Below are 25,564 nucleotides of genomic sequence, written 5' to 3' on the forward strand. Positions count from 1 at the left end.
CCGTCGGATTCTTACATCAGCCCCTTTTCCTTGAAATACTTGATGGCGCCCGGATGCAGCGGCACCGGCGACTGGGTGGCGGTCTGGTCGAGCTTGATCTGCTTGGCGGCGACATGGGCGGCGGCCAGCGCGTCGAGATTCTCGAACAGCGTCTTGGTCATCGCATAGGCGGCATCGTCCGACACGCCGGAATGGCTGACCAGCAGGTTGCGCACCGCGGCGGTCGGCACGGCTTCCGTCTGGCCGGGATAGGTGCCGGCCGGGATCGTTTCGGTGATGTAGGCGGCGTCGCCGACCTTCTGCACCAGCTCGGCCGGAATGCTGACGACGGTGATCTCCTGCGACGAGGACAGATCCTTGATCGCCGCCACGCCGAGGCCGGCCGAGATCAGCGTCGCATCGAGCTGGCGGTTCTTGATCAGATCGACCGACTCGCCGAAGGGCAGATATTCCGTCTTGGCGAAATCCTTGTAGGCCAATCCGGCGGCGCCGAAGATGGCCCGCGCGTTCAGCTCCGTCCCCGACTTCGGCGCGCCGACCGACACCCGCTTGCCCTTCAGGTCGGCCAGCGTCTTGATGCCCGATTCCTTGGCGGCGACGACCTGGATGTAGTTGGGATAGATGGCGGCGATGGTGCGCAGCTTGTCCAGCTTCTGCTTGAAGCCGACCTCCTCGTTGCCTTTCCAGGCATCGCTCAGCGAATCGCCCAGAGTGAAGCCGATTTCGCCGCGGCCGGCCTGGAGCAGGTTCAGGTTCTCGACCGACGCCTTCGTCGCCTGCGCCGTCACCTTCGCCCCTGGCAGCGCCTTGCCGTACACGTTCGACAGAGCCACGCCGAGGGGATAATAGACACCGCTGGTGCCGCCGGTCAGAACGGTGATGAAGGCCTCCGCCTGCGCCGGAAGTGCGGCGAAGCCAAGACCGATGCCGAAGCCCGCGGCCGTGCACAGGGCCAGGACGCGACACTTCACAGATGGGCGATTCATGGTGGCTCTCCCCGTCATCATTGCCGTGCCCGGATCGTTGCCGGGCGGATTTATTTTGGGCCCACAGAGCGTGGGCAGCCCCAACCCACTGTAACGCGCCACAAAATTGCGCGCCAGTACGTACAATCCGACATAACGATGGTTGCAATGCCATTCTTTCGGCCAAGCCATGCACAGGCTCCTTGACCTCGAAGGGCAGACACCCCCTATCCTTGTGGCACAAGACCGCCGGCCGAAGCGGACATCCCCATGGCTTCGGCCAACGGCGCGTCAATCGACAGTGATAAGTCCCAACTGCACGCCATACGACTGCAAGCCAGACTTCAGCCAGCGGGAGGAAAATCGATGTCCTGTACCGTTTCGATGACCGTCAATGGCAAGACGGTCTCGCGCGAGGTGGAGGAGCGCACGCTGCTCGTCGCCTTCCTGCGCGAGCATCTTGGCCTGACGGGCACCCATGTCGGCTGCGACACCAGCCAGTGCGGCGCCTGCGTCGTCCATGTCGACGGCCGGTCGGTCAAGTCCTGCACCACGCTGGCCGTCCAGGCCAACGGGGCGGAGGTCATGACCATCGAAGGTCTGGCGGCGGCGGATGGTACGCTGCACCCGATGCAGGCCGCCTTCCGCGAGCATCACGGACTGCAATGCGGCTTCTGCACGCCGGGCATGGTGATGAGCGCGGTCGATCTGGTCCGCGACAACCCCAACCCGACCGAGGCCGAAATCCGCGAAGGGCTGGAGGGCAACATCTGCCGCTGCACCGGCTATCACAACATCGTCAAGGCGGTGAAGGCGGGGGCGGAAGCCATGGCTGGAGCACAGGCAACGCCGGTCGCAGCCGAGTAAGGGCGAAACGCCCAGAGCAGAAAAGATTGCAGTTCAGGCATTTCCGCATCTTCAGCGTTCCTGTGGGAGGAAACACGAGATGGCGAACCCCAATGGCATCGGCGCCTCGGTGCGCCGGCGCGAAGATCAGCGTTTTCTGACCGGCCGCGGCAATTACACCGACGATTTCAAGCGCCTGAACATGACCCATGCGGTCCATGTGCGCTCGCCCTACGCCCATGCCCGCATCCTGGGCATCGACTTCACGGACGCGGCGGCGATGCCGGGCGTGGTCGCCGTGCTGACCGGGGCCGACATGGAGGCCGACAAGGTCGGCAGCCTGCCCTGCGGCTGGCAGATCCACTCCAAGGACGGCTCGCCGATGAAGGAGCCGCCGCATTATCCGCTGGCGCGCGACCGCGTGCGCTATGTCGGCGATGCGGTGGCGGTGGTCATCGCCGAGACCCGCGAGCAGGCGCGCGACGCCGCCGAGATGGTGGTGGTCGATTACGAGGAACTGCCGGCGGTCGGGTCCTCAACCCGCGCGGTCGCCGGCGGTGCGCCGCTGGTCCATGACGATGCGCCGGACAATGTCTGCTACGACTGGCATCTCGGCGACAAGGCCGCGACGGATGCCGCCTTCGCCAATGCGGCCCATATCGCGAAGATCGATCTGGTCAACCAGCGCCTGGTCCCCAACGCGATGGAACCGCGGGCGGCGATGGGCGAATACGACCAGTCCAACGGCGAATACACCCTGACCACCACCAGCCAGAACCCGCACGTCACCCGCCTGTTGATGGGCGCCTTCGTGCTGGGCATTCCCGAACATAAGCTTCGCGTGGTGGCCCCCGACGTCGGCGGCGGCTTCGGGTCGAAGATTTTCCATTACGGCGAGGAGGCTGTCGTCACCTGGGCGGCACGCAAGGTCGGCCGGCCGGTGAAATGGACCGCCGACCGTTCGGAAAGCTTCCTGACCGACGCCCATGGCCGCGACCATGTCAGCCATGCCGAGTTGGCAATGGACGCCGACGGTAATTTCCTGGCGCTGCGCGTCTCGACGCTGGCCAATCTCGGCGCCTATCTGTCGACCTTCGCGCCGTCGATCCCGACCTACCTCTACGCCACGCTGCTGGCCGGCCAGTACAAGACCCCGGCGATCTATGCCGAGGTGAAGGCGGTCTTCACCAACACCTCTCCCGTAGACGCCTATCGCGGCGCCGGCCGGCCGGAAGCCTGCTACCTGATCGAACGGCTGGTCGATGTCGCGGCCGGTGTGATGGGCATGGACAAGACCGAGATCCGCCGCCGCAACTTTGTGCCGAAGGAGGCGATGCCCTACCAGACGCCGGTGGCGCTGCAATACGACACCGGCGACTTCGCCAAGAATCTCGACATCGCCCTGCCGCTGGTCGATTACCCCGGCTTCCAGCAGCGCCGTGCCGAATCGAAGGCGCGCGGCAAGCTGCGCGGCATCGGATTCGCGACCTATATCGAAGCCTGCGGCATCGCGCCTAGCAATGTCGCCGGTGCGCTCGGCGCTCGCGCAGGACTTTATGAATGCGCGGAAGTCCGTTTCCATCCAACGGGTTCGGTGACGGTCTTCACCGGCGCTCACAGCCACGGCCAGGGCCATGAGACCACTTTCGCCCAGATCGTGGCGGAGCGGTTCGGCATCCCGATCGAGAATGTCGAGATCGTCCACGGCGACACCAACAAGATCCCGTTCGGCATGGGCACCTACGGTTCGCGTTCGCTCGCGGTCGGCGGCTCGGCCCTGGTGAAGGCGATGGACAAGGTGGAGCGCAAGGCGAGGAAGATCGCCGCCCACATGCTGGAAGCCGCCGAGACCGACATCGAGGTCAAAGAAGGCCGTTTCACCGTCGCCGGCACCGACAAGAGCCTGGGTATCGGCGACATCGCCCTCCAAGCCTATGTCCCGCACAACTTCCCGCTCGACGAGCTGGAGCCGGGTCTGGACGAGCAGGCCTTCTACGATCCGAAGAACTTCACCTACCCCAACGGCTGCCATGTCTGCGAGCTGGAGATCGATCCGGACACCGGCGTCACCACCATCGTCAGCTTCGCCGCGGTGGACGATTTCGGCAACGTCATCAACCCGCTGATCGTCGAGGGGCAGGTGCATGGCGGCCTAGTCCAGGGCATCGGCCAGGCGCTATACGAGAACTGCGTCTATGACGAGGAGTCGGGCCAGCTCGTCACCGGCTCCTACATGGACTATTGCATGCCGCGGGCGGACGATGTCCCATCCTTCACCGTGCGCTATCACGAGGACCAGCCCTGCACCCACAACCCGCTGGGCGTGAAGGGTTGTGGCGAGGCCGGGACCATCGGCGCCGCCGCCGCCGTGATGAACGCGGTGGTGGATGCGCTGTCTGACTACGGCGTCACCCACATGGACATGCCGGCGACGCCGGAAAAGGTGTGGCGGACCATCCGCGACGCTGCCCCTGCTCCGGCAATGGCGGCGGAATAAGACGGCCGAAGAAGAAGGAGGCTGGAGAATGTACGCTTTCAACTACCAACGGCCGACATCGCTCGCCGACGCGGCGACAGCCATCCAGGCGGAAGAGGCGAAGCTGCTGGGTGGCGGCCAGACCCTGCTGCCGACGCTGAAACAGCGCCTCGCCCGCCCGACCGACCTGATCGACCTCGGCGCCATTCCGGAACTCAAGGGCATCCGTGAGGCCGATGGTGGGCTGGAGATCGGCGCCTTCACCCGTCACGCCGAGGTCGCCCATTCCGACCTCGTCAAGCGGGTGATCCCGGCGCTCGCCAGCCTCGCCGAGGGCATCGGCGACCGTCAGGTCCGCAACATGGGCACGATGGGCGGCTCCATCGCCAACGCCGATCCGTCGGCCGACTACCCGTCGGCCGTGGTGGCGCTCAAGGCCACGGTGACCACCGACCGCCGGACCATCTCCGGCGACGATTTCTTCACCGGCATGTTCGAAACCGCGTTGGAGCCGGGCGAAATCCTCAAGTCGGTCCGCTACTCCCGGCCGGACAAGGCGGCCTACGCCAAGTTCCGCAACCCGGCCAGCCGCTATGCCATCGTCGGCGTCTTCGTCGCGAAGTTCGGCGCCGACGTGCGGGTGGCGGTGACCGGTGCCGCCGGTTCCGTCTTCCGCGCCGAGGCGTTCGAGGCGGCGCTGGCCGCCGACTTCCGTGCCGAAGCGCTGAACGGCCTGTCGGTGGACGCCGACGGCCTGAACGCCGACATCCACGCCAGCGCCGACTACCGCGCCCACCTCGTCACCGTGATGGCGAAGCGCGCGGTGGAAGCGGCGGGGTGATCCAGTTCCCTCTCGCTCTCCTTCCGCAGGAGAGCGAGAGGGTATTCCTTGTCCATCTCCAAGGCCGTCCATGACCGCAGCCATCCCCGCCTCCGTCGATGACACGCTGGCGCTTCTCACCCGCGGCAATTACGTCGCGGACCGCTCCCTGGCGACGGCACTCTTCCTGGCGCTGAAGTTGAAGCGCCCGCTGTTCCTGGAGGGCGAGGCCGGTGTCGGCAAGACGGAGATCGCCAAGGTCCTGTCGGCAACGCTCGGCCGCAAGCTGCTGCGGCTGCAATGCTATGAGGGGTTGGACGCCTCGTCGGCCGTCTATGAATGGAACTATGCCCGCCAGATGATGGAAATCCGGCTGGCGGAGGCGTCCGGCGGGCAGGACCGCAACTCGCTGGCCTCCGACCTGTTCTCCGAGCGCTTCCTGGTTAAGCGGCCGCTGCTCCAGGCGCTGGAGTCGGACATTGCCGGACCGCCGGTGCTGCTGATCGACGAGCTGGACCGCACCGACGAGCCGTTCGAGGCCTATCTGCTGGAAATCCTGTCCGACTATCAGGTCTCGATTCCGGAATTCGGCACCGTCCATGCACCGGAACCGCCCGTCGTCATCCTCACCTCCAACCGTACGCGCGAGATCCACGACGCGTTGAAGCGGCGCTGCTTCTACCATTGGGTCGATTACCCCGGCGCCGCGCGGGAGCGGGAGATCCTGTCGGTCAAGGCGCCGCAGGCCGATGCCCGGCTGGCGGCCCAGGTGGTCGGCTTCGTCCAGACATTGCGCGGCATGGACCTCTACAAGGCGCCGGGTGTGGCGGAAACGCTGGACTGGGCGCAAGCCCTGGTCGAGCTAAACCAGCTGGAGCTTGAGCCCTCCGTCATCAACGACACGCTGGGCACGCTGCTGAAATACCAGGACGACATCGCCCGCATCCAGGGCAGCGAGGCGGCGCGCATCCTGACCCAGGTCAAGACCGAGTTGGCCGCCACCACCGCCCGGTGAGCGCGTCATGACGGACCCCGTTCCGGCCGGGCGCCTCACCCTCAACCTGATGCATTTCGCCCGCGCGCTCCGCGCCGCCGGACTGCCGGTCGGACCGGGCAAGGTCTTGCAGGCGGTGGAGGCGGTGGAGGCGGTCGGGCTGTCAAACCGCACCGACTTCTATTGGGCGCTGCACGCCATCTTCGTGAACCGCCACGACCAGAGCGAGCTGTTCGACCAGGCTTTCCACGTCTTCTGGCGCAATCCGGACATCCTGAAGAAGATGATGTCGCTGATGCTGCCGAAGGTGCGGACGGAGGCGCCGCCCGACCAGCCGGAAATGGCCCAGCGGCTTGCCGAGGCCCTGCACGGCAGCGGCACCGGACAGGAGGAGCCGGAAAAGACGGAGATCGAGATCGATGCCTCCTTCACCGTCTCCGCCGCCGAGCGTTTGCAGGACAAGGATTTCGAGAAGATGACGGGGGAGGAGATGGCGCAGGCCAAGCGCCTGCTGACCCGCCTCTCCCTGCCGCTGGCGGAGGTCACCACACGGCGCCACCGTCCGGACCCGGTGGGACCGCGGGTGGACCCGCGCGCCACGCTGCGGCGGATGCTGCGCAGCGGCGGCGATCTGTCGGATCTTGCCCGAAAGCGCCGCCGCACCCGGCCGCCGCCGCTGGTGGTGCTGTGCGACATCTCCGGTTCGATGACCCGCTATTCGCGGATGCTGCTGCATTTCATGCATGCGGTCACCAACGACCGCGACCGGGTCTACAGCTTCGTCTTCGGCACGCGGCTGACCAACATCACTCGCCACCTGAGGCACAAGGACGTCGATGTGGCGCTGGACGCCGTGTCGGGAGCGGTCGCCGACTGGTCGGGAGGCACCAGGATCGGCACCGCGCTGCACGCCTTCAACCGGACCTGGGCACGCCGGGTGTTGGGCCAGGGCGCGGTGGTTCTTCTCATTACCGACGGGCTGGACAGGGATGCAGGGGAAGGGCTTGCGGCAGAAGCAGAACGGTTGCACAAAAGCTGTCGGCGGCTCGTCTGGCTGAATCCTTTGTTGCGCTGGGAAGGCTTCGCGCCGAAGTCCTCAGGCATCCGGGCGTTGCTGCCGCATGTGGACGATTTTCTCGCGGCCCACAGCCTGAACAGCCTCGCGGATCTGGCCGGCGTCCTGTCGGCCGACGGTCCGCGTCGTAGCCCGGGCTTGCGCCGCTGGTTGAAGGAGGCGGCGGGATGAACGACACCCTGATGGCGGACAACATCGTGGAGCAGGCAGCCGCATGGCGGACAGCCGGCCGCAGGGTGGCCCTGGCGACCGTCGTGTCGACCTGGGGCTCTTCGCCGCGGCCGGTCGGCAGCCAGATGGCGGTCGACGACCGCGGGTCCATGGCCGGCTCCGTGTCCGGCGGCTGCATCGAAAGCGCCGTGGCGCATGAGGCGGCCAAGACGATGGAGGACGGCGAACCGCGTCTGCTGTCCTTCGGCATCACCAACGAAATGGCCTGGGAAGTCGGGCTGGCCTGTGGCGGACAGGTGCAGGTCTATGTCGAGGCCGTGGAATGAAACGCGAAATTCTGGACCGGCTGCTTGCGGCGAAGGCCGACGCAATTCCGGCTGCCCTGGTGACCGATCTTAACAGCGGCCTCCAGACGCTTGTTTTCGAAGACACCGTGCATGGCAGCTTCGGGCTGGAGCCCGACCTGCTGGACGAGGTGCGCCGGCGCATCCGCCAGGATCGTTCCGGCCTGCTGGTCGATCCGCAGGACGAGGACGGCTTCCGGCTGTTCGTCCATGTCCACAATCCGGCCATGAGGCTGTTGATCGTCGGCGCCGTGCACATCGCCCAGGCTCTGGCCCCGGTGGCGGCGCTGACCGGCTATGACGTGACGGTGATCGACCCGCGCGGCGCCTTCGCCACCGAGGCGCGCTTTCCCGGCGTGAAGCTGAACCATCTTTGGCCGGACGAGGCGCTGGCCGAGCTGAAGCCCGACGTCCGCACCGCCGTGGTCACGCTGACGCACGATCCGAAGCTGGACGACCCGGCGCTGATCGCCGCCTTGCGGTCCCCCGCTTTCTATGTCGGCGCGCTGGGCAGCAAGCGCACCCACGCCCTGCGCCTCGACCGTCTGCGCGACGAGGGGCTGAGCGAAGCCGAGGTCAAGCGCATCCGCGGTCCCGTCGGCCTCTCCATCGGCGCGGTCACCCCGGCGGAGATCGCCATAGCGATCATGGGCCAGATCACCTGCGTGCGGCGGGGAGAGAACCATCCCTGCTGAGGGCTGAGGACCGGGGTGGAGGAGCCATAAACGCCTCCCCCACCCCACACCTTCCGCCCATTGCCCCGCTCCGGCCCGGTCGCCATATCCGTCGGTGAACACCGACCGCGCCCATCCGGAGCCCCCATGTTCTTCGGCCCGCTTCCCCTGTCCGACGCCGAAGGCGCGACTCTCGCCCATTCCCTGCGTCTGGGCTCCATCGCCTTCAAGAAGGGCCGCCGGCTGTCGACCGATGACGTCGAAGCCCTGCGCGAGGCCGGCATCGCCGAGGTGATCGCCGCCAAGCTGTCCGACAGCGACATCGGCGAGGATGCCGCCGCCAGCCGCATCGCTGCCGCCGTGGCGGGCGGCGCCGTCCAGGTCGCCGCCGCTTTCACCGGCCGGGTCAACCTGTTCGCCGAATCGCACGGCCTGCTGCGGCTTGCCCCATCCCGCATCGACGCGATCAACGAGATCGACGAGAGCGTCACCATCGCCACCTTGCCCGACTTCGCCCCGGTCGAGCCCGGACAGATGCTGGCCACCGTCAAGATCATCCCCTTCGCCGCCCCCGCCGGCGCGGTGGAGCAGGCGGAGCGGATCGCCATGGACGGACCGTCCCCGCTGGCCGTCCTGCCCTACCGTCCGCTGTCGGTGGCGCTGATCCAGACACGGCTTCCGGGGGTGAAAGAGAGCGTTCTCGACAAGACCGTCGCCGTGACGCGGGAGCGGGTCGAAGCCATCGGCGGCACGCTGATCCACGACTCGCGCTGCGCCCATGACGAGGCGGAATTGGCGGCGCAGATCGCCGGGGCACCGACCGCCGACCTGCTGCTGATTGCCGGCGCCTCCGCCATCACCGACCGCCGCGACGTGCTGCCTGCCGCCATCGGGCGGGCCGGCGGCGTGGTGGAACATTTCGGCATGCCCGTCGATCCCGGAAACCTGCTGCTGCTGGCGCGGCGCGACGGTAAACCGGTACTGGGGCTGCCGGGCTGTGCGCGCTCGCCCAAGCTGAACGGTTTCGACTGGGTGTTGCAGCGCATCGCCGCCGGCATTCCGCCCAGCCGGGCCGAGGTGATGCGGATGGGTGTCGGCGGGCTGCTTGCGGAGATCCCGACACGCCCGCTGCCGCGCGCCGGCGTGGCGACGGAAGCGCCACGGGCGCCGCGCGTCACGGCGCTGGTGCTGGCCGCCGGCCGTTCCAGCCGCATGGGACAGACCAACAAACTGCTGGCGGAGGTCAACGGCGCTCCGCTGGTCGCCCGCGCCGTCGATGCGGCCCTCGCCTCGCAGGCCGCCACCGTGATCGTGGTCACCGGTCATCAGGGGGAGCGTGTGGCGCGGGCGCTGGCCGACCGCCCGGTCACCTTCGTTCACAACCCCGCCTTCGCCGAGGGACTCAGCAGCTCCCTGCGTGCCGGTTTGGCGGCGGTACCGGGCGACTCTGACGCGGTGGTCGTCTGCCTGGGCGACATGCCGCGGGTGGCGTCCGCCGTGATCGACCGGCTGATCGCCGCCTACAGCCCGCTGGAAGGCCGCGCGATCTGCATCCCGACCACCCACGGCAAGCAGGGCAATCCGGTGCTGTGGGACCGGGCCTTCTTCACCGAAATGGCGGGGCTGAGCGGCGACGCCGGTGCCAAGCGGTTGATCGGCCAGCATGCCGACCGGCTGTGCGAGGTGCCGGTCGACGATGCCGGCATCCTCTACGACGTGGACACCCCCGATCTGCTGGCCCGCTTCGCGGAAACCGTCAGCGCGCCAGATCCAGCCAGCGCCGGGTCATCTCCCGGGTGAATTGCTCCGCCACCGGCAGATGGGTGACGATCGAGTCTTCCAGCCCGTGCAGCATCTCCGCATTGGTCTGCCGCGCCTCTTCCCTGATCCGCGAGGCCCAGCCGCGCAGGATGTCGCCGGTGGCCTCGGGGTGGAACTGGAAGGCATAGGTGGCGCGGCCGAGGCGGAAGGCCTGGCGGTCGCAGGCTTCGCTGTAGGCCAGCGGCACGGCGCCCTCGGGAAACTCGAAGGTGTCGTAATGCCACTGGGCGAGATTCAGTTCGGAACCGAAGCCGCCAAGCAGCGGGTCGTCCTGCGCGCCGTCGGTCAGGCTGACGCGGTGGATGCCCAGTTCCGGAATGGTGTGGCGGTAGACCTTGGCGCCATAGGCGCGGGCCGCCAGCTGCGCGCCCAGGCAGATGCCCATCACCGGCCGGTCGGCTTCGGTGAAGTCGCGGATTGTCTCGATCACCCGGCCGAAATGCGGCCCCTTCTCATCGTCCCAGGCGTCCTGCGGACCGCCCAGCACCACCAGTCCGGCATAGCCGTCCTTGTCGGGGATCGCCTCCCCCTCGTTGGCGGCGATGGTGACGAGGGTGGCGCCGTTGTCGGTCAGCGCATCGCCCACCAGACCGATGGGGGCGGTACGGCTGTTCTGGACGACCAGAATGCGCATGGGTCTGCTCGGCTCGCGTCGTTGGTAAGGCTGTCATGAAGTTGTGAGACCGTTGCGGGCAGAGTTCAAGACACAGCCTTTCCCAACCGCATGCCCCGATGTGCAAAGCCGCTATGCGCCACGATAAAAAGCTGATCTAGAGTGCGTCAGGCACCCTCTTTCCGCCGGAGGTTCGTTCAGATGCTGTCCCGCACCCGTCTCGTCGCAGCACCGCTGTTCGCCATCATGCTCGGCACCGCACTGCCCGCCTGGTCGCAAAGCGGCACGCTGACCTTCCTGCACGTCAACGACGTGTATGAAATCGCGCCGGTGAAGGGACAGGGCGGGTTCGGGCCGCTTATGACGCTGCTGAAGCGCGAACGCGCCGCCGCCCCCGATGCGATCACCACGGTCGGCGGCGATTTCCTGTCGCCGTCACTACTGTCCGGCACGACGCGCGGTGAGCAGATGATCGCGCTGTTCAATGCCATCGGCGTCGATGCAGTGACCTTCGGCAACCATGAATTCGACTTCGGTCCCGACCTGCTGAAGCAGCGCATGGCCGAATCGAAGTTTCCCTGGATCGGCACCAATGTGCGGTCGGCCGACGGCTCCGCCTTCGCCAGCACGGTGCCGAGCTGGACCCGGACCATAGACGGCATCACCGTCGGCTTCCTCGGCCTGATCACCCCCGACACCGCCCGCCTGTCGAGCGCCGGTCCGAGCCTCGACTTCCCGCCGGTGCTGGAGACGGCGGCGGCGGCGGTGAAGGAGTTGCGAGCCAAGGGAGCCTCGGTCGTGGTGGCGCTGACCCACCTGACCATCGAGGAGGACCGCGAACTGGCGTCCAAGGTCAAGGGCATCGACCTGATCCTGGGCGGCCACGACCATGACCCGATCAGCTTCTATGAGGGGTCCACCCTGATCCTGAAGGCCGGGCACGATGCACAGTATCTCGGCGTCGTGAAGCTGGCCGTCGAAACCAAGGATGCCGGCAAGGGTCCGGCGACCACCACCGTTCCGACCGAATGGCGCTTCGTCACCACCGCCGGCGTCGCTCCCGACCCGGAGGTCGAGACAGTGGTGGAGGGCTATACCAAGCGCCTGGACAGCGACTTGGCGGTGGTGATCGGCACGACGACGACGGAACTCGACAGCCGCAAGGACGTCGTGCGCAGCCGCGAAGCCAGCATGGGCAACCTGATCGCCGACGCCCTGCGCGACACGCTGAAGGCCGACGTCGCCATCACCAACGGCGGCGGCATCCGCGCCGACGCGCTGCATCCCGCCGGGTCCAAGCTGACCCGCAAGGACATCTTCGCCGAATTGCCCTTCGGCAATGTCGGCGTGCTGGTTGACATGTCGGGGCAGGATCTGATCTCCACCCTCGAACACGGCGTCAGCAAGGTGGAGGAGAAGGCCGGCAGATTCCCGCAGGTTTCCGGCCTGACCATGACCTACGACCCGAAGGCGCCGGCCGGGCGGCGGGTGACGTCGATCATGGTCGGCGGCAAGCCGGTGGACCCGCAGGCGACCTACCGCGTCGCCACCAACGATTACATGTTGAAGGGCGGCGACGGCTATGCCGCCTTCCCGCATTCCAAAGTCATCGTCGATGCGTCGGGCGCGGTGCTGCTGGCAACCATCGTGATGAACTACGTCGAGGCCAAGAAAACGGTGGCCCCGGCGGTGGATGGCAGGATCGTGGCAAAATAACGCAGCAGCCGGGACATTATAGTGCCCTGGGCCGTCACTCCGTTGCGCGTGGCGGCCATTTCCCTTTAGGGTAGCCCGTCCGCCCCGGATCCGCCCTCAGACCAGCGCCCAAGGCCGCCGCATGTCCGATACCCTGACCGCCCGTTCCAACGACTTCGCCCTGACCTTCAACACCGCCCATGGCGAGGCCGGGCTGGGCCGGGTGTCGATCGCGCACATCCTGCAACGCATTCAGACCGATCCGAGTTTTCTGTTCAGCCAGGAGTTCCGCCAGGGTGCCGGGCAATGCCCGTTCCATGCCGGCAAGACTGAGGGCGCTGCCGAAGGAACGGCCCCGATCCCGCAGGACGATGCCGACAAGGTGGCCGTCAACAGCCTGCTGGCCCTATTGTTCAACCGGCTGCGCGACCACATCGCAGGCAAGCTGCCTTTCGATGAGGACGGACGGCCAATGCTCCCCATCCCGCCGCGTTCGCCGCACGGGCTCGACCCGGCCGACCGCGACGCCATGGCCGCGGCGGCACCGGACGTGCTCTGCTCCGTCCTGCGCGACGCCACCTGCCATCTGCTGGATGGGCTGATCACCGGCTGGGCCGTCGATCTGGTACGGGAGGAGGAGTATTTCCGCTCCCAGGGCTCCGGCGAGATCTCGCTGGAGGCGGCGGCGACCTTCGTCCTGCGCACGGTGCTGGAACATTCGCCGCTCTACCAGCGCGCCGGCTACGACATGCTGTCGATCACCAAGACCGGCAGCCACACCGCCATCCACATCTGCTGGGCGATGGTGGAAGCCGCACCGCTGCTGGTGCCGGGACGGGACGCGGCCTTCTACGACGACCTCGTCCACCGCAGCCTGAAGCAGATCGTGCCGCTGTCGATGTCCAGCCTGGGCATGCTGGTCCATTACATGGAGGAAAGCGGGATCGAACCGCCCGACGGCCTTGCGGTGCACCGGCTGCCCAAGGACCAGAAGGCCTTCATCCTGGACGCCAACGGGCTGATCCGGCTGAATGCCGATCCCATCGTCACCTTCACCAAGCCGGGCGAGCGCTATTACACCGGCTGCCCAGCCTTCTACACCACCAACCTGATCAAGCTGTATCTCGACATCGTCGCCGGGCTGGCGCTCGACTACTCCGTCTACGACCGCCTGCAGGAGGGCTGAGCCCGATGGCCCGCACCAATGACTTTGCCCTGACTTATGCCGGCGCGCATGAGGATGCCGGGATGACCCGGATCAACCTCGCGCCGATCCTGCACCGCATCGCCGAAGACCCGAACTATCTGCTCAGCGAGGAATTGCTGACGCTGGCCGGCCACTGCCCGGCCCATGCCGACACCCGCAAGGAGGATTTCGAGAAGGTCGCGATCAACACGCTGCTGGGATTCCTCTATTCCGACCTGCGGGAGCACATCATCGCCCGCATGCCGCTGGACGATAACGGGCATCTGCTGCTGGCAACCCCGCCGGAGTCGCCGCACGGGCTGGATTTCGCCGATCCCGATGGCATGGCCGCTGCCGATCCCGACCGCATGGTCGGCTTCCTTCGCGATTCCATCTGCCATCTGCTGGACGCCATCATCAAGGATTGGGCGATCAAGGTGATGGTGGAGGAGGACCGCTGCCGGACGGAGGGGACCATCACCGACATGGCCGCCGCCGGCTATGTGCTGGGGCGCGAGTTGCAGAAGTCGGTGCTGCACGGCCCGTCCGGCTACGACATGCTGTCGATCACCAAGACCGGCAGCCACACCGCACTGCATGTCTGCTGGAATCTGGTGGAAGCGGCGCCGCTGCTGCGGCCGGGGCTGGAGGCCGCGGCTTATGACGACCTCGCCCGCCGCAGCCTGAAGCAGGTGCTGCCGCTCGCCATGGGCAGCCTGGGCATGCTGTGCCAATTCATGGCGGCGGGAAAGATCGAGGCCGACGACCATCAGGCCATCCATCCGCTGCGCACCGACCAGTCGGCTTTCCTCTACGATCCGGACAAGGACCTGATCGTGCTCAACACCGACCTGATCGAGCCGACCGCGATGGCGGGGGAACGCCATTACACCGGTTGCCCGGCTTTCTACGCCAACGGCCTGATCAACCTGTACATGGAAATCGTGCTGACGCTGGCCGCCCAATACGGCATGTATGTGCGGATGCAGGACAGGGTGGCCTGACCCTTTTACGCGATGGTGGTTCTTGACGGAACGGCGACCATGCCTATGTTGGCGTTCCGTCAGAGTCGGAAGGTTTGAGTTGGCGAAGAAAAGCACCCTGCGGGCGGTCACCACCACCGCGCTTGCCGATGCGATCAAGCGCAGCCGAAGCCGCATGGCGACGCCATGGCAGCGTGCGCTCGGCCATCTGGAAGCCGTATTCATCGACCATGCCTGTTTCCGGCTGATCTATTCCAACACCTACCGCATCTCGCCCAACATGTACCGGGCGAGCCAGCCCTCGCCCTCGCACATCGCGGCGGCGGCGCGCAACGGTGTCAAGTCGATCCTGAACCTGCGCGGCTCGCGCGATTGTGCCTCCTACATCCTGGAGGCGGAGGCCTGCCGCGCCCATGGGCTGGAACTGGTCGATTTCCCGGTGAACTCGCGTGACATGCCGAAGAAGGAAACCCTTCTGAAGGCGCGCGAACTGTTCAAGACGATGACCTATCCGGCGCTGATGCACTGCAAGTCGGGCGCCGACCGCGCCGGCTTCATGTCGACGCTGTATCTGTTCGCCCATGAAGGCCAGCCGCTCGAACAGGCGATGAAGCAGCTGTCTTGGAAATACGGCCACTTCAAGCAGGCGAAGACCGGCATCCTCGACTACTTCTTCGAGCTGTACGCCGCCTACAACCAGAAGCGCCCCATCGCTTTCTGGGATTGGGTCGAGCGCGTCTATGACCCGGTGGAAGCCAAGGCGAGCTTCCGGTCGCGCGAATGGGCCGACGCGGTGGTCGACCGGGTGCTGGGCCGCGAATAGAGCGGCCCGTCCCCTAAGCGTACCAAATCCGTTCAGCGGGCGACGTACCAGTCGGCGCGGTGGTTGAAGGCGACGAAGGCGTTCAGCACGGCAGCCCCCAGGATGGACGCCAGCAGCGCCGGCCAATCGAGCACGAAGGCTGCCGCCGAGAACACCGCCAGATCGAACAGCGACTGCAGCCAACCGGCGCGGAAGCCGGTCTTCTCCTGCAGGTAGAAGGCAAGGATGCCGACCCCGCCACCGCTGGCCCCATGGCGGAACAGGGCGATGACGCCGATCCCGACGCAGAAGCCCGCCAGCACCGCCGCGACATAGGGGTTGATGGCGCTGAAGCTCATCATCGTCGGCAGCAGGCCGGACAGCAGGGCGATGCCGGTCACCGCGATCAGCGACTTGACCGTAAAACCGACGCCGATACGCGCCAGCGCAAGAAAATAGAAGGGAAGATTGACCAGGAAGAACAGAGTTCCGAAATCGATGCCGGTTGCGTAAGAAATCACAAAAGCGAGCCCGGCAGCCTGCCCGGTGACCAGGCCGGCGGCATGAAGAATGGCAATCCCGAAGGATGTCATGACAATGCCGAACAGTTGTCCTTGCAAATTATCAAAGACACTGTGCGCCGCCTTCGGGCGTTCGTAAGTGACAGATGCAGGGGATGACGAAATGGTCGAGGCGGAATTGTTCGTCATACCAGCTACCCCTCGGTGTCACCTGTGTGTTTACAGGCGACGACCAATATAGGTCATTTCTGCTGACCTATCCATACTTCGCTTCGGTGAAGAGACGAGGTATGCGATTTGCGGGGGGATGGCTGATGCGATGGTCCTTTGGTGCCAGCCCGTCCTCCTCTCAACCTTTTGCCAGGACGGCGTTGGATGGGGAAAGAGGACAGGCGGCCGAGCCGATTGATGAGTGACCGAAATTCACGCCGCCAGCGTCCGTGCCAGCGTGTCGCCATCGACGTTGCGGCCGGACAGAACCGCCACCGTCCGTCCGGTCCGTCCCAGCCGGCCGCCGAGCACCGCGGCGATCCCCGCAGCCCCGGCTCCCTCGGCAACCACGCCGAAAGAACGGTGCAGAGCCCTCATTGCCGCGGCGATCTCCGCCTCCTCGACCTCGACCACCCGGTCGACCAGGGTGTTCACGATTGCCTGGGGCAGCTTGCCGAGCGCATGGACGTTGATGCCGTCGGCCAGCGTCGGACCGCCCCGCCGGGCCAGGCGCACGCCGATCACCCGCACCCACGGGTTCTGCGCCTTCACCGCGGCGGCCACCCCGGCCAGCAGGCCGCCGCCGCCGACCGGAACCACCACCGTGTCGACATCCGGCCGGTCGGCCAGGATCTCCAGTCCGACGGTTCCTTGCCCGGCGATCACGTCGGGATCGTCATAAGGGTGAAGGAAGGTCAGCCGGCGTTCAGCGGCAAGTTCCAGCGCCCTGCCCTTCGCCTCGCCGACCGTGGCGCCGTGCAGCACCACCTCGGCGCCCAGTTCCGCAGTGCGCTCCACCTTGCAGCGCGGGGCCGTCTCGGGCATCACGATGGTGGCCCGCACCCCCAGCCGGGCGGCATGCAGCGCCACCCCCTGGGCATGGTTGCCGGCCGACATCGCCACCACGCCGCCGGCCCGTTCCGGTGCCGTCAGCCGCAGCAGGCGGTTCAGCGCGCCGCGCTCCTTGAAGGCGCCGGTGGCCTGGAACACCTCCGCCTTCAGCCACAGATCCCGGCCCAGCGTCGGCGCATGCAGCAGCGGCGTGCGGACGATCTGGCCGGACAGCCGCTCGGCGGCATCCGTCACCGCCGAAAACGGCAGCCATGCCGGCAGGCGGTCTTCAAGGGATCGGTGGAGGGGAGCGCAGACGGAAAGGGTGCGCGCGGCATCGGCATGCGCGGTGAACATCGCGAAGATCCTTGGCGAACGAATTTTTGGGTAAGTCGGGCGTGCCCCGGACCGCCTCAGCGGACCGGGAGAATAATTCGCGCCGAGCCACACATTCGCTCGCCGAAACGGACGCCAAAAGACGGCGCCGCAGCAGCGGTCAAAGCCTTGGACCTGTCATGAACCGGATTGAGGGTTCCGGCAACCACATGGTGCAGCGACACGCCACACACTCCACACGACCATTGAACACGAAGACGGCAACTCTCCGACGCTTCAGAGCGCCGGGCCGGTAATTCGCATTCGCATGGTGTCGGTGGTGTTCATGGGATCTGGATACCCGTTGTTGCAGCGGCGGTCAAGCCGTCATCGTTCAAATTGTCGCAGGTCGATACCCTGCTTCACATCACCTCGACCCGGTTCCGCCCGAGCGCCTTGGCGCGATAGAGCGCCTGATCGGCCCGCCCAAGCACGCTTTCCACCGTATCTCCCAGCGTCCGCACCTCGGTCAGACCGAAGCTTCCGGTCAGCTGGAAGTTCCGGCCATCCGGCAGCTCGATTGCCAGCGCGGCGAGGCCGCTGCGCAGCCGCTCCGCGATGGCCACACCGTCGGCTTGCGAACTGTCCGGCAGCAGGATGGCGAATTCCTCTCCACCGATGCGGCCGATCTGGTCGGTCGCGCGCATCTGGCCGCGGATCACCTCGACCACCCGGCGAATCGCGATGTCGCCGGCGCCATGGCCCATCTCGTCATTGATGCGCTTGAAATGGTCGATGTCGAGCATGATCAGGCAAGCCATGCCGGCGGCCTGACGCCCCTCCATGACAACGTCCCGCCCGGTCAGCAGACGCTCCAGAAGCTCCAGAATATGCCGGCGGTTGTGGGCGCCGCTCAGCGGGTCGGTGGTGGCGAGGCGCTGGAGTTCGCGCTCCATCCGCCGCCGCTCCGTGATGTCGGTGGCGATGGCGATCACGCCCGTCGCGGCACCGTCCGGCGAGGTCAGCGGACGCTTCACCACCAGCAACTCACGCACATCGCCACCCGGCCCGGCAACGCTGGTTTCGAAGGAAAAGGCGCCTGTGCCGGACGAAGCCTGTTCCGGGAGATCCTGGCCCGGAAGTTCCTGATCCTCGGATGACCATTCGGTGCCGTCGGCGGCGTTCGGAAACAGCTCGCGGAAGGCACGGTTGCACAGGGCATAGCGGCCGGCCGAGTCCTTGTACCAGACCGGGCTCGGCATCAGCTCCACCAGATTCTCGATGAAGCGGCGCTGCTCTTCGGCCAAGGCGGTCTGCCGTTCCAGCTCCGCGGTGCGCTCGGCGACGCGATGCTCCAGCGATTGGTTCAGCGTCTCGATGGTGACCAGATCGCACCAGCCGCGCACGGCGCTGACCAGGCTGGTGAACAGCTTCTGGGCGGTCAGCTCCGCCTTGCTTTTGTAGTCGTTGATGTCATAGGCGACGATGGCATCGCGTTCCGGCGCCTGTCCGGGCTGGCCGGTGCGCAGGATGATGCGGATGTGGCGGTTGCCCAGGTCGCGCCGGATGTGATGGACCAGGCGCAAGCCCGCATCCTGCGTTTCCATCACAACGTCGAGAAGGACCACGGGCAGGTCCGGCCGCTCGGCCAGGATCGTCCGCGCCTCCGCTGCGGAAAAAGCGCTGACGATGGCGAAGCGGCGGCCCTGGAACTCGAAATCGTTCAGCAGCACGCGCGTCATCGCATGCACCTGCTCGTCGTCATCGACCACCAGCACCGGCCAAGGCACGGCCGTCGTCGTCAGCCGCGCCGACACCGTGTCGGCTTCGTCATCCTCGAACATCAGATCGTCGGGCGACATGTCACCTGCCGGGAATTGCCCAGTTGAGGGTTGCATAAGCCTGTACTCACCGGGCCTCGATGTCGACACCAGAAAAATCCTGATTGAAAATGTTGTTCGTGTAGTTTTTCACCTCCTTGCGATGGGCAACGACGATGATCGAGTTCGCAATGGGAAACCACGGGACTTCCTGATGGAAGATCTGCTGGGCCTTGCGGTAATGGGCAGTCCTGCGGGGGACATCGCTGGTCACCTTGGCCTTGGTGATCTGCTCTTCGAAATCGGGATTGCACCATCTCGCGATGTTGGCGCCGCCGGGACGCACAGCACCGCAGTTCAGCAGAAAATAGAGGAAGTTGTCCGGATCGCCATTGTCGCCGGTCCAGCCATAGAGGACCATGTCCTGCTCGCCCTGGGTCACCTGCCTGCGATAATTGCCCCAGCTTTCGGTCTTCAGGGTCAGCTTGATCCCGACGCGTTCGAGATTCTCCCGGATCATTTCGGCGGCACGCTTGCCGTTGGGCAGGTAGGGGCGCGTCACCGGCGGGTACCACAGGTCCAGGGTGAAGCCTTCGGGATAGCCCGCCTCGACCAGCAGGCGGCGCGCCTCGACCGGATCGAACGGGTGATCCTCGATGCTGTCATTGTAGGACCACATGCCGGGCGGAATCGGGTTCTTGGCCGGCATCCCGCCATTCTGATAGACCGCATCGACCAGGGTGCGCTTGTCGATCGCCAGCGTGATCGCCCGCCTCACCCGTACATCGTCGAGCGGCGGCTTTTGGGTGTTGAGCGCCATATAGGCGACGTTCCGCCCATCCTGCCGTTCCAGCACCAGATTCGGATCCTTCTCGATGTTCCCCAACTCGGCCGGATTGGGAAAAATCATCACATGGCATTCACCCGACCGCAGCTTGTTCAGGCGAACCGCGATGTTCGGCGTGATCGAGTAGATCAGATTGTCCAGCGGCTGGCGCCCGCGCCAATAGCCGTCGAAGGCCTTGTACCGGATCGCCACGTCCTTCTGGTAGGACACCAGCTGGAACGGTCCCGTTCCGATGGGCATCTCGTCGAATGATGTCTGGCGGCCGGATTTCAGCAGGAAATCCGCATATTCGGCGGATTGGACCGATAGGAACGGCATCGCCAGATCGGCGAGGAAGGGCGCTTCCGAATGGTCCAGAGTGATGCGGATGGTGTGGTCGTCCAACTTCACCACCGATTTCAACAGGGTCGGCAGCCCCATATCCTTGAAGTAATCATAGGTTGCCGGACCGACATTGTGATAGGGATGGTCGGCATGCCACTGCCGCTCGAAGGTAAATAGAACGTCGTCGGCATTCAGCGGCCTGCTCGGGGTGAACAGTTCGTTGGAATGGAAGCTTACATTCCGGCGAAGATGGAATACATAGATCAGACCGTCGGCCGAGATCGTATAGGATTCGGCCAGTCCGCTGTCCGTGATTTGCCCATCCGCCCCCATTTCAACCAGATTGTTGAAGAGCGGTGTGACCGCATTCACGGTGGTGCCGGAGGTCGAGAGCTGCGCATTGAAGCTCTGCGGATTTCCTTCGGTGCAGTAGACGAGAGACTTTTCCGCCAGCGCCGCGCCGGGCATGGTCGCAAGCCCGAAAAGAACAGCCGCCCTCATGGCAAGAGTCCCCGTCAACGTCTGCGGCGGCAAAGGCATTCACTGCTCCTGCGGGGATGGCACTGCGGCGACCAACGTCATGTTATCAGTGGCAAATCGTCGTGGAAAGCGAATGGTGAACCGCACGCCTCTATCGGGAAGACTATCCACCGCGATCTTTCCACCGAGCCGATTGGCCACGAGATTATAGACAATGTGCAGGCCGAGACCGGTGCTGCCCGTACCGCGTCGGGTGGTGAAGAAGGGATCGAACACCCGGCCCAGATCGGCGGGGGCAATCCCGCGGCCGTCGTCGGAGTAGACCAGCGTCACCATGTCGGTGCCCTGCGCGGAGGCGGCAATCAGCAGCTGGCCTCTCTGTCCTTCGCGATAGGCGTGGGTGATGGAGTTCATCACGAGATTGGTCAGGATCTGTGCCAGAACGCCGGGAAAGCCGTCGATCTCGATGGCTTCGGGACAGTCCACCCGCAGGCTGTGGCCCGCCCGGCGCCAGGACGGGCTGAGGCTGGTCGCCAAATCCTCCAGATAAGGCTTGAGCAGAAAAAGCCGCTCCTCGCCGCTGGTCTGGTCGGCGGCGACCTGCTTGAAGCTCTGCACCAGCTCGCAGGCCTGCTGGAGGTTCAGCACCAGCAGCCGGGCGATCTCGTCAGCCGTCTCCTGGAACTCGGCGAAGTCGCTGCGGCGCAGATTGCCCCCGCTCGCCTGCCGCGCCAGGATCGCCAACCGATCCTCCAGATGGGTGGCTCCCATCAGGGCGTTGCCCAGCGGCGTGTTGATCTCGTGCGCCACGCCGGCAACCAAGCCACCCAGCGAAGCCATCTTTTCAGCCTGGATCAGGTCGGCCTGGGTGCGTCGCAGGTCTTCCAGGGCGCGGTCGGCGCGGTCCTTCGCCTGCCGGGCCGCCTGTTCGCGCAGGCCGATCTCGCGGATGAAGAAGGCGGCAGCACGCGCCATCGCACCGAATTCGTCCTGGCGGCGCGTGCCGTCGATCGGGCCGGCCAGCGGGTCCTCGGCCAGCCGGGTCATCTGCTTTTGCAGGCGCAGCACCGGCCGGCTGATCGACCGGGCCACCACCGCCGCGGCGCCGCCGCCCAGCAGCAAGCCGATGGTCGCCCCGATGACCAGGATACGGGTCAGCAGTTCGCCGATGCGCGCGGCTTCGTCCCGGAAGGTCTCGTCCAGCTGCCTTGCGGTTTCCACGAGCGCGCCGGCATCGCGGTCCATCGTGATCAGCAGTTGGTTGAGGCGGCGCAGCCCCTCGGCGGTGCGGCGCAGACTGTCCCGCCAGTTGCGGATGGCCGACAGCACCTCGTCCTGCAACAGCGGCGACATGGGAAGGCCGCGCACCGTTTCCAGCAGGGCGCCGGCATCGGCGACGATGCGGTCGGCCTCCTCGGCGTCGCGCACCGCCACCGCGTCGGCGGCCCGACGGCCGAGACGCAGGGCGACGACGGCGACGTTCTGCGTCTCCTGCTCGGTGTCGTTGGCCTGGATCGCGTAGGCGATCAGTTGCACCACCTCGTCCTGGATCGCGGTGTAACCGGTGGCCTTGACCATCAGGATGCGGGCGGTCAGCCCCTCGATGGTGGATGCCGCGTCCGCCCCGGCGCGCTGGGCGGCTTCGAGCGCCTGCTGGGCCGCAGCGGCACGGGCCTGGACCCGGTAAAGCCCGTCCAGCGGCACACGCAAGGACGGCAACATGGAGGACAGGAAGGTTACGTCGGGCTGGCGGTTCAGCGTTCCGGTCAGCACCAGCGCCCGCACCACCGGCAGCGTGCGGATGATCTGCTCGGCCAGCATCCGCTCGCCCAAGGGGCTGCTGATGGCCGGCCGTTCGGCATCGTCTCCCCCCAGGCCCGCTGCCGCCTGCACAGCCGCCTCGAAGCGGCTCAATGCCGCGTCACGTTCGGCCTGGGCCGCACGCAGTTCGGTGACGGCCGCCTGCAACCCGTCCACCGTGGCGGCATAGCGGGCGGCCGATTGCCTCGCCGGATAGCGATCGACCAGCGGGTCGGTCCGATCCAAGGCCGACTGCAACCGGTCAGCGGTTCCAGTCAGCCTGTCGATGGCGATGTGGAAATCAGCCGGGGTCAGGGGGCGGCCGCTGCCGAACAACCCGACTCCGAACCCGAGGGCGGCGACATGCTGGGCCTCCGCCCGCTGCAAATCCAGCATCGCCTCGCGCAGCTCATGGGCGCTGTCGACCACGTCGCGGCTGTCCCGCAGGCGCTGGTCGGCCTCCGTCAGGGATCCGAGGGAATCGACGTTGGCGGCATGCTGGCGTTCGCGGGCGCGGTCGGTCAGCGCCATCAGGGTGGAGGCGTGAAGCCCCATGTCGGCCACCGCGGAGTCGTTCGCGGCGGTCACCTGGATGAAGCTGCGCATCTGGTCGACATAGCGCGCCAGCACGGCGGTCGCACGCTCCACCTCCGCCCGATGGGTATTGGCCGATCCGGCCTTGTCCAGCTGGCGCAACTCGGCCGCCGCCGAGTCCGACATGCTTTCGAAACGGTCGGCGCGGCTGGCACGGTCGGCGGGAGCCACCTGAAGATAGTCGATGCGGGCTGCGGTCGCCGCCAGCACGTCGCGATAGACCGAACCTGCGAGCACCGCCGATTCGTAAACCCGCTCGCTGCGGGCCAGCAGCAGCCCGCCGGCCACCGCGATGACCGCCGCGACCATGACCGGCACGCCCCCGACGACCGCGATGCGCGAGCGAATCCTCATGCGCGTCCCGCCGCGCAATCACGCGCGTCGGCTGCCCGGTACGAGTGCCGGGAGAGGGGCAGGCTCCCGGAAAAGGGTGAATGGCGATCCGCCACGAACGCTCCGCACGCAGGACCTAATGGGCCTTAGCAGAGCAATGGACCGTGGCAAAGGGATAAAGCCACCGGAAAGAAAGCGATAGGCGGGATGGGGCGAAACGCCGCTCCATCCCGCCCCATCCGATGCCGTTTACGACTTGGCCGGTTAGGACTTGGCCCGTTACGACTTGGTTGCGACGCCGAGCTTGGCCTGCACCGCAGCCAGCCCATCCTTGCCATCAATGGTGGTAACGCCCGACAGCCAGCTCTTCAGAATGTCGGGATTCTTCTTCAGCCAGGCCTTCGCGGCGGCGTCCGGCTTCTTGTTGCCGTTCATGATGTCGTCCATCACGGCGTTTTCCATCGCCAGCGTGAAGGACAAGTTGGACAGCAGCTTGCCGACATTCGGGCATTCCGCGGCATAGCCCTTGCGGACGTTGGTCGAAACCGTGGCGCCACCGAGGTTGGGGCCGAACCAGTCGTCGCCGCCCTCCAGATAGGTCAGCTCGAAGCTCTTGTTCATCGGGTGCGGCTCCCAGCCCAGGAAGACCACCCAGCCCTTGTTGCGCGTCGCGCGCTTCACCTCGGCCAGCATGCCGGCCTCGCTGGATTCCACCAGCTTGAAGTCCTTCAGGCCGAAGGCGTCGGCCTTCAGCATCTTGTCGATGATCAGGTTGCCGTCGTTGCCGGCCTCGATGCCATAAATCTTGCCGCTCAGCTTGTCCTTGAACTTCGCGATGTCGGCGAAGGTCTTCAGCCCGGCCTCGGCGGCGTATTTCGGCACGGCCAGCGTGTATTTGGCGCCTTCCAGATTGACGCGCGTCACCTCGACCGAGCCGTCTTCCAGCACCGGCTTCACGAAGGGCTCCATCGTCGGCATCCAGTTGCCGAGGAAGACGTCCAGCGACTTGGTCTTCAGGCCCGTGTAGACCAGCGGCACCGACGACATGGTGGTGGTCGGCTTGTAGCCCAGCGCGTCGAGCGTGACGGAGGCGAGCGCCGTCGTCGCCGCGATGTCGGTCCAGCCGACGTCGCCGAAGCGCACCGCCTTGCAGGAGGCCGGTTCGGCGGCCAGCGCCCCGCCGGCGCCCAGCGTCACGACCGCAGCGATGCCGGCACCCGCGATACCCTTGGCCAGGGCCATCCATCCGTTCATATCCTCAACTCCTCTTTCTTGTCGTTCGGGCTTGTTGTCCGGGCTTTGCCGTTCCGGTCCATCCGGTCTGCGTCACCGGGTCTGCCGATTTCGCCATCGACGGACCGGCGAAAATGGCGCATTTGTTGCGATACAGGCCAAGGTCCCGGTTGAAACCGTCTTGGCTGAACAGGACAGGAGACCGCCAGCCCCATGCCCAAAGTCGGAATGGAACCGATCCGCCGCCGCCAGTTGATCGACGCCACCATCACCTCGATGGGCGAGCATGGCTTGGCCGACACCACGGTCCAGACGATCAGCCGGGGGGCCGGCGTTTCGCCGGGCATCATCCACCATTATTTCGGCGGCAAGGACGAGCTGCTGTCCGCCACCATGCGCAGCATGCTGCAACAGCTGCGCGACGACGCGACCCAGCGGCTGGCGACCGCAGATTCGCCGCGCGCCCGGCTGGAGGCGATCGTCGACTGCAACTTCGCCCCCGGCCAGTTCGAACCGCGGGTGGTCGCGGCCTGGCTCGGCTTCTGGGCGCAGGCGCCGCACAACCCGGCGCTGGCCCGGCTGCAACGGATCAATGCCCGCCGGCTGCACTCCAACCTGCTGCATGCCCTGCGTCCTCTGCTGCCGCCGGACCGGGCGGAGCGGGTGGCCGTCGGGCTGGCGGCGATGATCGACGGGCTGTGGCTGCGCTTCGCGCTGACCGGCGCCATCGACGGCAGCGCCGCCCGGGCGGTGGCGCTGGGCTACCTCGATTCCGAGCTGAACGCCTGACC

The 25,564-nt window shown here is 66.3% G+C and carries 21 protein-coding genes; 13 read left to right on the forward strand and 8 right to left on the reverse strand.

Features of this window, described 5'->3' with window-relative positions; all coding sequences use genetic code 11:
- Positions 1-11: 11 nt before the first annotated feature.
- On the reverse strand, positions 12-986 hold the full coding sequence (locus TSH64_RS18315; protein ID WP_109447084.1) for a TAXI family TRAP transporter solute-binding subunit: 975 nt from the start codon (positions 984-986) through the stop codon (positions 12-14).
- Positions 987-1,331: 345 nt separating this feature from the next.
- Here TSH64_RS18315 and TSH64_RS18320 point away from each other — a divergent pair, with 345 nt between their 5' ends.
- The 8 genes from TSH64_RS18320 (at position 1,332) to TSH64_RS18355 (ending at position 10,165) form a co-directional block, all read left to right on the forward strand.
- On the forward strand, positions 1,332-1,832 hold the full coding sequence (locus TSH64_RS18320) for a (2Fe-2S)-binding protein (protein WP_109447086.1): 501 nt from the start codon (positions 1,332-1,334) through the stop codon (positions 1,830-1,832).
- A 79-nt stretch (positions 1,833-1,911) separates the two neighbouring features.
- Positions 1,912-4,308, forward strand: coding sequence for a xanthine dehydrogenase family protein molybdopterin-binding subunit (locus TSH64_RS18325; protein WP_109447088.1), 2,397 nt, complete (start codon positions 1,912-1,914; stop codon positions 4,306-4,308).
- A gap of 28 nt (positions 4,309-4,336) precedes the next feature.
- The gene (locus tag TSH64_RS18330) at positions 4,337-5,128 is read left to right on the forward strand and encodes a xanthine dehydrogenase family protein subunit M (RefSeq protein ID WP_109447090.1); all 792 of its coding nucleotides are present in this window, start codon (positions 4,337-4,339) and stop codon (positions 5,126-5,128) included.
- A gap of 70 nt (positions 5,129-5,198) precedes the next feature.
- The gene (locus TSH64_RS18335) at positions 5,199-6,122 is read left to right on the forward strand and encodes a MoxR family ATPase (RefSeq protein WP_109447092.1); all 924 of its coding nucleotides are present in this window, start codon (positions 5,199-5,201) and stop codon (positions 6,120-6,122) included.
- Positions 6,123-6,129: 7 nt separating this feature from the next.
- Positions 6,130-7,347: a VWA domain-containing protein gene (locus tag TSH64_RS18340; RefSeq protein WP_109447094.1), complete on the forward strand. Its 1,218-nt coding sequence runs from the start codon at positions 6,130-6,132 to the stop codon at positions 7,345-7,347.
- On the forward strand, positions 7,344-7,673 hold the full coding sequence (locus TSH64_RS18345) for an XdhC family protein (protein ID WP_174469352.1): 330 nt from the start codon (positions 7,344-7,346) through the stop codon (positions 7,671-7,673). The genes TSH64_RS18340 and TSH64_RS18345 overlap by 4 nt, the downstream gene beginning before the upstream one ends.
- Positions 7,670-8,386 (forward strand): XdhC family protein, encoded by a 717-nt coding sequence (locus TSH64_RS18350; protein ID WP_109447096.1) that lies wholly within the window; start codon positions 7,670-7,672, stop codon positions 8,384-8,386. Before TSH64_RS18345 ends, TSH64_RS18350 begins: the two co-directional genes overlap by 4 nt.
- A 126-nt stretch (positions 8,387-8,512) precedes the next feature.
- Positions 8,513-10,165 (forward strand): molybdopterin-binding/glycosyltransferase family 2 protein, encoded by a 1,653-nt coding sequence (locus tag TSH64_RS18355; RefSeq protein WP_109447098.1) that lies wholly within the window; start codon positions 8,513-8,515, stop codon positions 10,163-10,165.
- On the opposite strand, the gene TSH64_RS18360 is transcribed toward TSH64_RS18355, so the two are convergent.
- Entirely contained in the window at positions 10,122-10,820 is a 699-nt protein-coding gene (locus TSH64_RS18360) for a type 1 glutamine amidotransferase (protein WP_109447100.1), read from the reverse strand. The two genes, TSH64_RS18355 and TSH64_RS18360, sit on opposite strands and share 44 nt — an antisense overlap.
- Positions 10,821-11,000: 180 nt before the next feature.
- Between TSH64_RS18360 and TSH64_RS18365 the strand changes: the two genes are divergently transcribed.
- The 4 genes from TSH64_RS18365 (at position 11,001) to TSH64_RS18380 (ending at position 15,486) form a co-directional block, all read left to right on the forward strand.
- Positions 11,001-12,515: a 5'-nucleotidase C-terminal domain-containing protein gene (locus TSH64_RS18365; RefSeq protein WP_109447102.1), complete on the forward strand. Its 1,515-nt coding sequence runs from the start codon at positions 11,001-11,003 to the stop codon at positions 12,513-12,515.
- A gap of 121 nt (positions 12,516-12,636) precedes the next feature.
- A complete protein-coding gene (locus TSH64_RS18370) occupies positions 12,637-13,680 on the forward strand; it encodes a hypothetical protein (RefSeq protein WP_109447104.1) in 1,044 nt (347 codons plus the stop codon).
- Between the two features lie 5 nt (positions 13,681-13,685).
- Entirely contained in the window at positions 13,686-14,684 is a 999-nt protein-coding gene (locus tag TSH64_RS18375) for a hypothetical protein (RefSeq protein WP_109447106.1), read from the forward strand.
- A gap of 79 nt (positions 14,685-14,763) precedes the next feature.
- Positions 14,764-15,486: a sulfur transferase domain-containing protein gene (locus TSH64_RS18380; protein WP_109447108.1), complete on the forward strand. Its 723-nt coding sequence runs from the start codon at positions 14,764-14,766 to the stop codon at positions 15,484-15,486.
- Between the two features lie 32 nt (positions 15,487-15,518).
- Here the strand turns inward: TSH64_RS18380 and TSH64_RS18385 are convergent, their stop codons facing one another.
- The 6 genes from TSH64_RS18385 to TSH64_RS18410 all read right to left on the reverse strand — a co-directional run bounded on the left by TSH64_RS18385 (position 15,519) and on the right by TSH64_RS18410 (position 24,794).
- Complete coding sequence (locus TSH64_RS18385; RefSeq protein WP_109447110.1) at positions 15,519-16,175, reverse strand: YitT family protein; 657 nt, start codon at positions 16,173-16,175, stop codon at positions 15,519-15,521.
- A 234-nt stretch (positions 16,176-16,409) separates the two neighbouring features.
- The gene (locus TSH64_RS18390) at positions 16,410-17,384 is read right to left on the reverse strand and encodes a pyridoxal-phosphate dependent enzyme (RefSeq protein ID WP_109447112.1); all 975 of its coding nucleotides are present in this window, start codon (positions 17,382-17,384) and stop codon (positions 16,410-16,412) included.
- Between the two features lie 380 nt (positions 17,385-17,764).
- Positions 17,765-19,204, reverse strand: coding sequence for a diguanylate cyclase (locus TSH64_RS18395; RefSeq protein WP_109447114.1), 1,440 nt, complete (start codon positions 19,202-19,204; stop codon positions 17,765-17,767).
- Between the two features lie 46 nt (positions 19,205-19,250).
- The gene (locus tag TSH64_RS18400; protein WP_247873019.1) at positions 19,251-20,834 is read right to left on the reverse strand and encodes an ABC transporter substrate-binding protein; all 1,584 of its coding nucleotides are present in this window, start codon (positions 20,832-20,834) and stop codon (positions 19,251-19,253) included.
- 39 nt (positions 20,835-20,873) lie between these two features.
- On the reverse strand, positions 20,874-23,561 hold the full coding sequence (locus tag TSH64_RS18405) for a HAMP domain-containing sensor histidine kinase (protein ID WP_109447118.1): 2,688 nt from the start codon (positions 23,559-23,561) through the stop codon (positions 20,874-20,876).
- A gap of 258 nt (positions 23,562-23,819) precedes the next feature.
- The gene (locus TSH64_RS18410) at positions 23,820-24,794 is read right to left on the reverse strand and encodes a choline ABC transporter substrate-binding protein (RefSeq protein WP_109447120.1); all 975 of its coding nucleotides are present in this window, start codon (positions 24,792-24,794) and stop codon (positions 23,820-23,822) included.
- Between the two features lie 192 nt (positions 24,795-24,986).
- On the opposite strand from TSH64_RS18410, the gene betI reads away from it, so the two are divergent.
- Positions 24,987-25,562 carry a transcriptional regulator BetI gene (gene betI, locus TSH64_RS18415; protein WP_109447122.1) on the forward strand — a complete coding sequence of 192 codons (576 nt, stop codon included), beginning with the start codon at positions 24,987-24,989 and terminating at the stop codon, positions 25,560-25,562.
- Positions 25,563-25,564 lie beyond the last annotated feature (2 nt).

This window comes from Azospirillum sp. TSH64 (genome assembly GCF_003116035.1).
Taxonomy (GTDB): domain Bacteria; phylum Pseudomonadota; class Alphaproteobacteria; order Azospirillales; family Azospirillaceae; genus Azospirillum.

What these genes read in the sequence shown, in the direction of transcription:
- TSH64_RS18405 (WP_109447118.1), bottom strand. Translation starts at nt 23,561, where the DNA reads ATGAGGATTCGCTCGCGCATCGCGGTCGTCGGGGGCGTGCCGGTCATG.
- TSH64_RS18355 (WP_109447098.1), top strand. Translation starts at nt 8,513, where the DNA reads ATGTTCTTCGGCCCGCTTCCCCTGTCCGACGCCGAAGGCGCGACTCTC.
- TSH64_RS18365 (WP_109447102.1), top strand. Translation starts at nt 11,001, where the DNA reads ATGCTGTCCCGCACCCGTCTCGTCGCAGCACCGCTGTTCGCCATCATG.
- TSH64_RS18340 (WP_109447094.1), top strand. Translation starts at nt 6,130, where the DNA reads ATGACGGACCCCGTTCCGGCCGGGCGCCTCACCCTCAACCTGATGCAT.
- TSH64_RS18400 (WP_247873019.1), bottom strand. Translation starts at nt 20,834, where the DNA reads ATGAGGGCGGCTGTTCTTTTCGGGCTTGCGACCATGCCCGGCGCGGCG.
- TSH64_RS18410 (WP_109447120.1), bottom strand. Translation starts at nt 24,794, where the DNA reads ATGAACGGATGGATGGCCCTGGCCAAGGGTATCGCGGGTGCCGGCATC.
- betI (WP_109447122.1), top strand. Translation starts at nt 24,987, where the DNA reads ATGCCCAAAGTCGGAATGGAACCGATCCGCCGCCGCCAGTTGATCGAC.
- TSH64_RS18390 (WP_109447112.1), bottom strand. Translation starts at nt 17,384, where the DNA reads ATGTTCACCGCGCATGCCGATGCCGCGCGCACCCTTTCCGTCTGCGCT.
- TSH64_RS18360 (WP_109447100.1), bottom strand. Translation starts at nt 10,820, where the DNA reads ATGCGCATTCTGGTCGTCCAGAACAGCCGTACCGCCCCCATCGGTCTG.
- TSH64_RS18345 (WP_174469352.1), top strand. Translation starts at nt 7,344, where the DNA reads ATGAACGACACCCTGATGGCGGACAACATCGTGGAGCAGGCAGCCGCA.
- TSH64_RS18330 (WP_109447090.1), top strand. Translation starts at nt 4,337, where the DNA reads ATGTACGCTTTCAACTACCAACGGCCGACATCGCTCGCCGACGCGGCG.
- TSH64_RS18375 (WP_109447106.1), top strand. Translation starts at nt 13,686, where the DNA reads ATGGCCCGCACCAATGACTTTGCCCTGACTTATGCCGGCGCGCATGAG.
- TSH64_RS18320 (WP_109447086.1), top strand. Translation starts at nt 1,332, where the DNA reads ATGTCCTGTACCGTTTCGATGACCGTCAATGGCAAGACGGTCTCGCGC.
- TSH64_RS18350 (WP_109447096.1), top strand. Translation starts at nt 7,670, where the DNA reads ATGAAACGCGAAATTCTGGACCGGCTGCTTGCGGCGAAGGCCGACGCA.
- TSH64_RS18335 (WP_109447092.1), top strand. Translation starts at nt 5,199, where the DNA reads ATGACCGCAGCCATCCCCGCCTCCGTCGATGACACGCTGGCGCTTCTC.
- TSH64_RS18315 (WP_109447084.1), bottom strand. Translation starts at nt 986, where the DNA reads ATGAATCGCCCATCTGTGAAGTGTCGCGTCCTGGCCCTGTGCACGGCC.
- TSH64_RS18395 (WP_109447114.1), bottom strand. Translation starts at nt 19,204, where the DNA reads ATGTCGCCCGACGATCTGATGTTCGAGGATGACGAAGCCGACACGGTG.
- TSH64_RS18370 (WP_109447104.1), top strand. Translation starts at nt 12,637, where the DNA reads ATGTCCGATACCCTGACCGCCCGTTCCAACGACTTCGCCCTGACCTTC.
- TSH64_RS18385 (WP_109447110.1), bottom strand. Translation starts at nt 16,175, where the DNA reads ATGACGAACAATTCCGCCTCGACCATTTCGTCATCCCCTGCATCTGTC.
- TSH64_RS18325 (WP_109447088.1), top strand. Translation starts at nt 1,912, where the DNA reads ATGGCGAACCCCAATGGCATCGGCGCCTCGGTGCGCCGGCGCGAAGAT.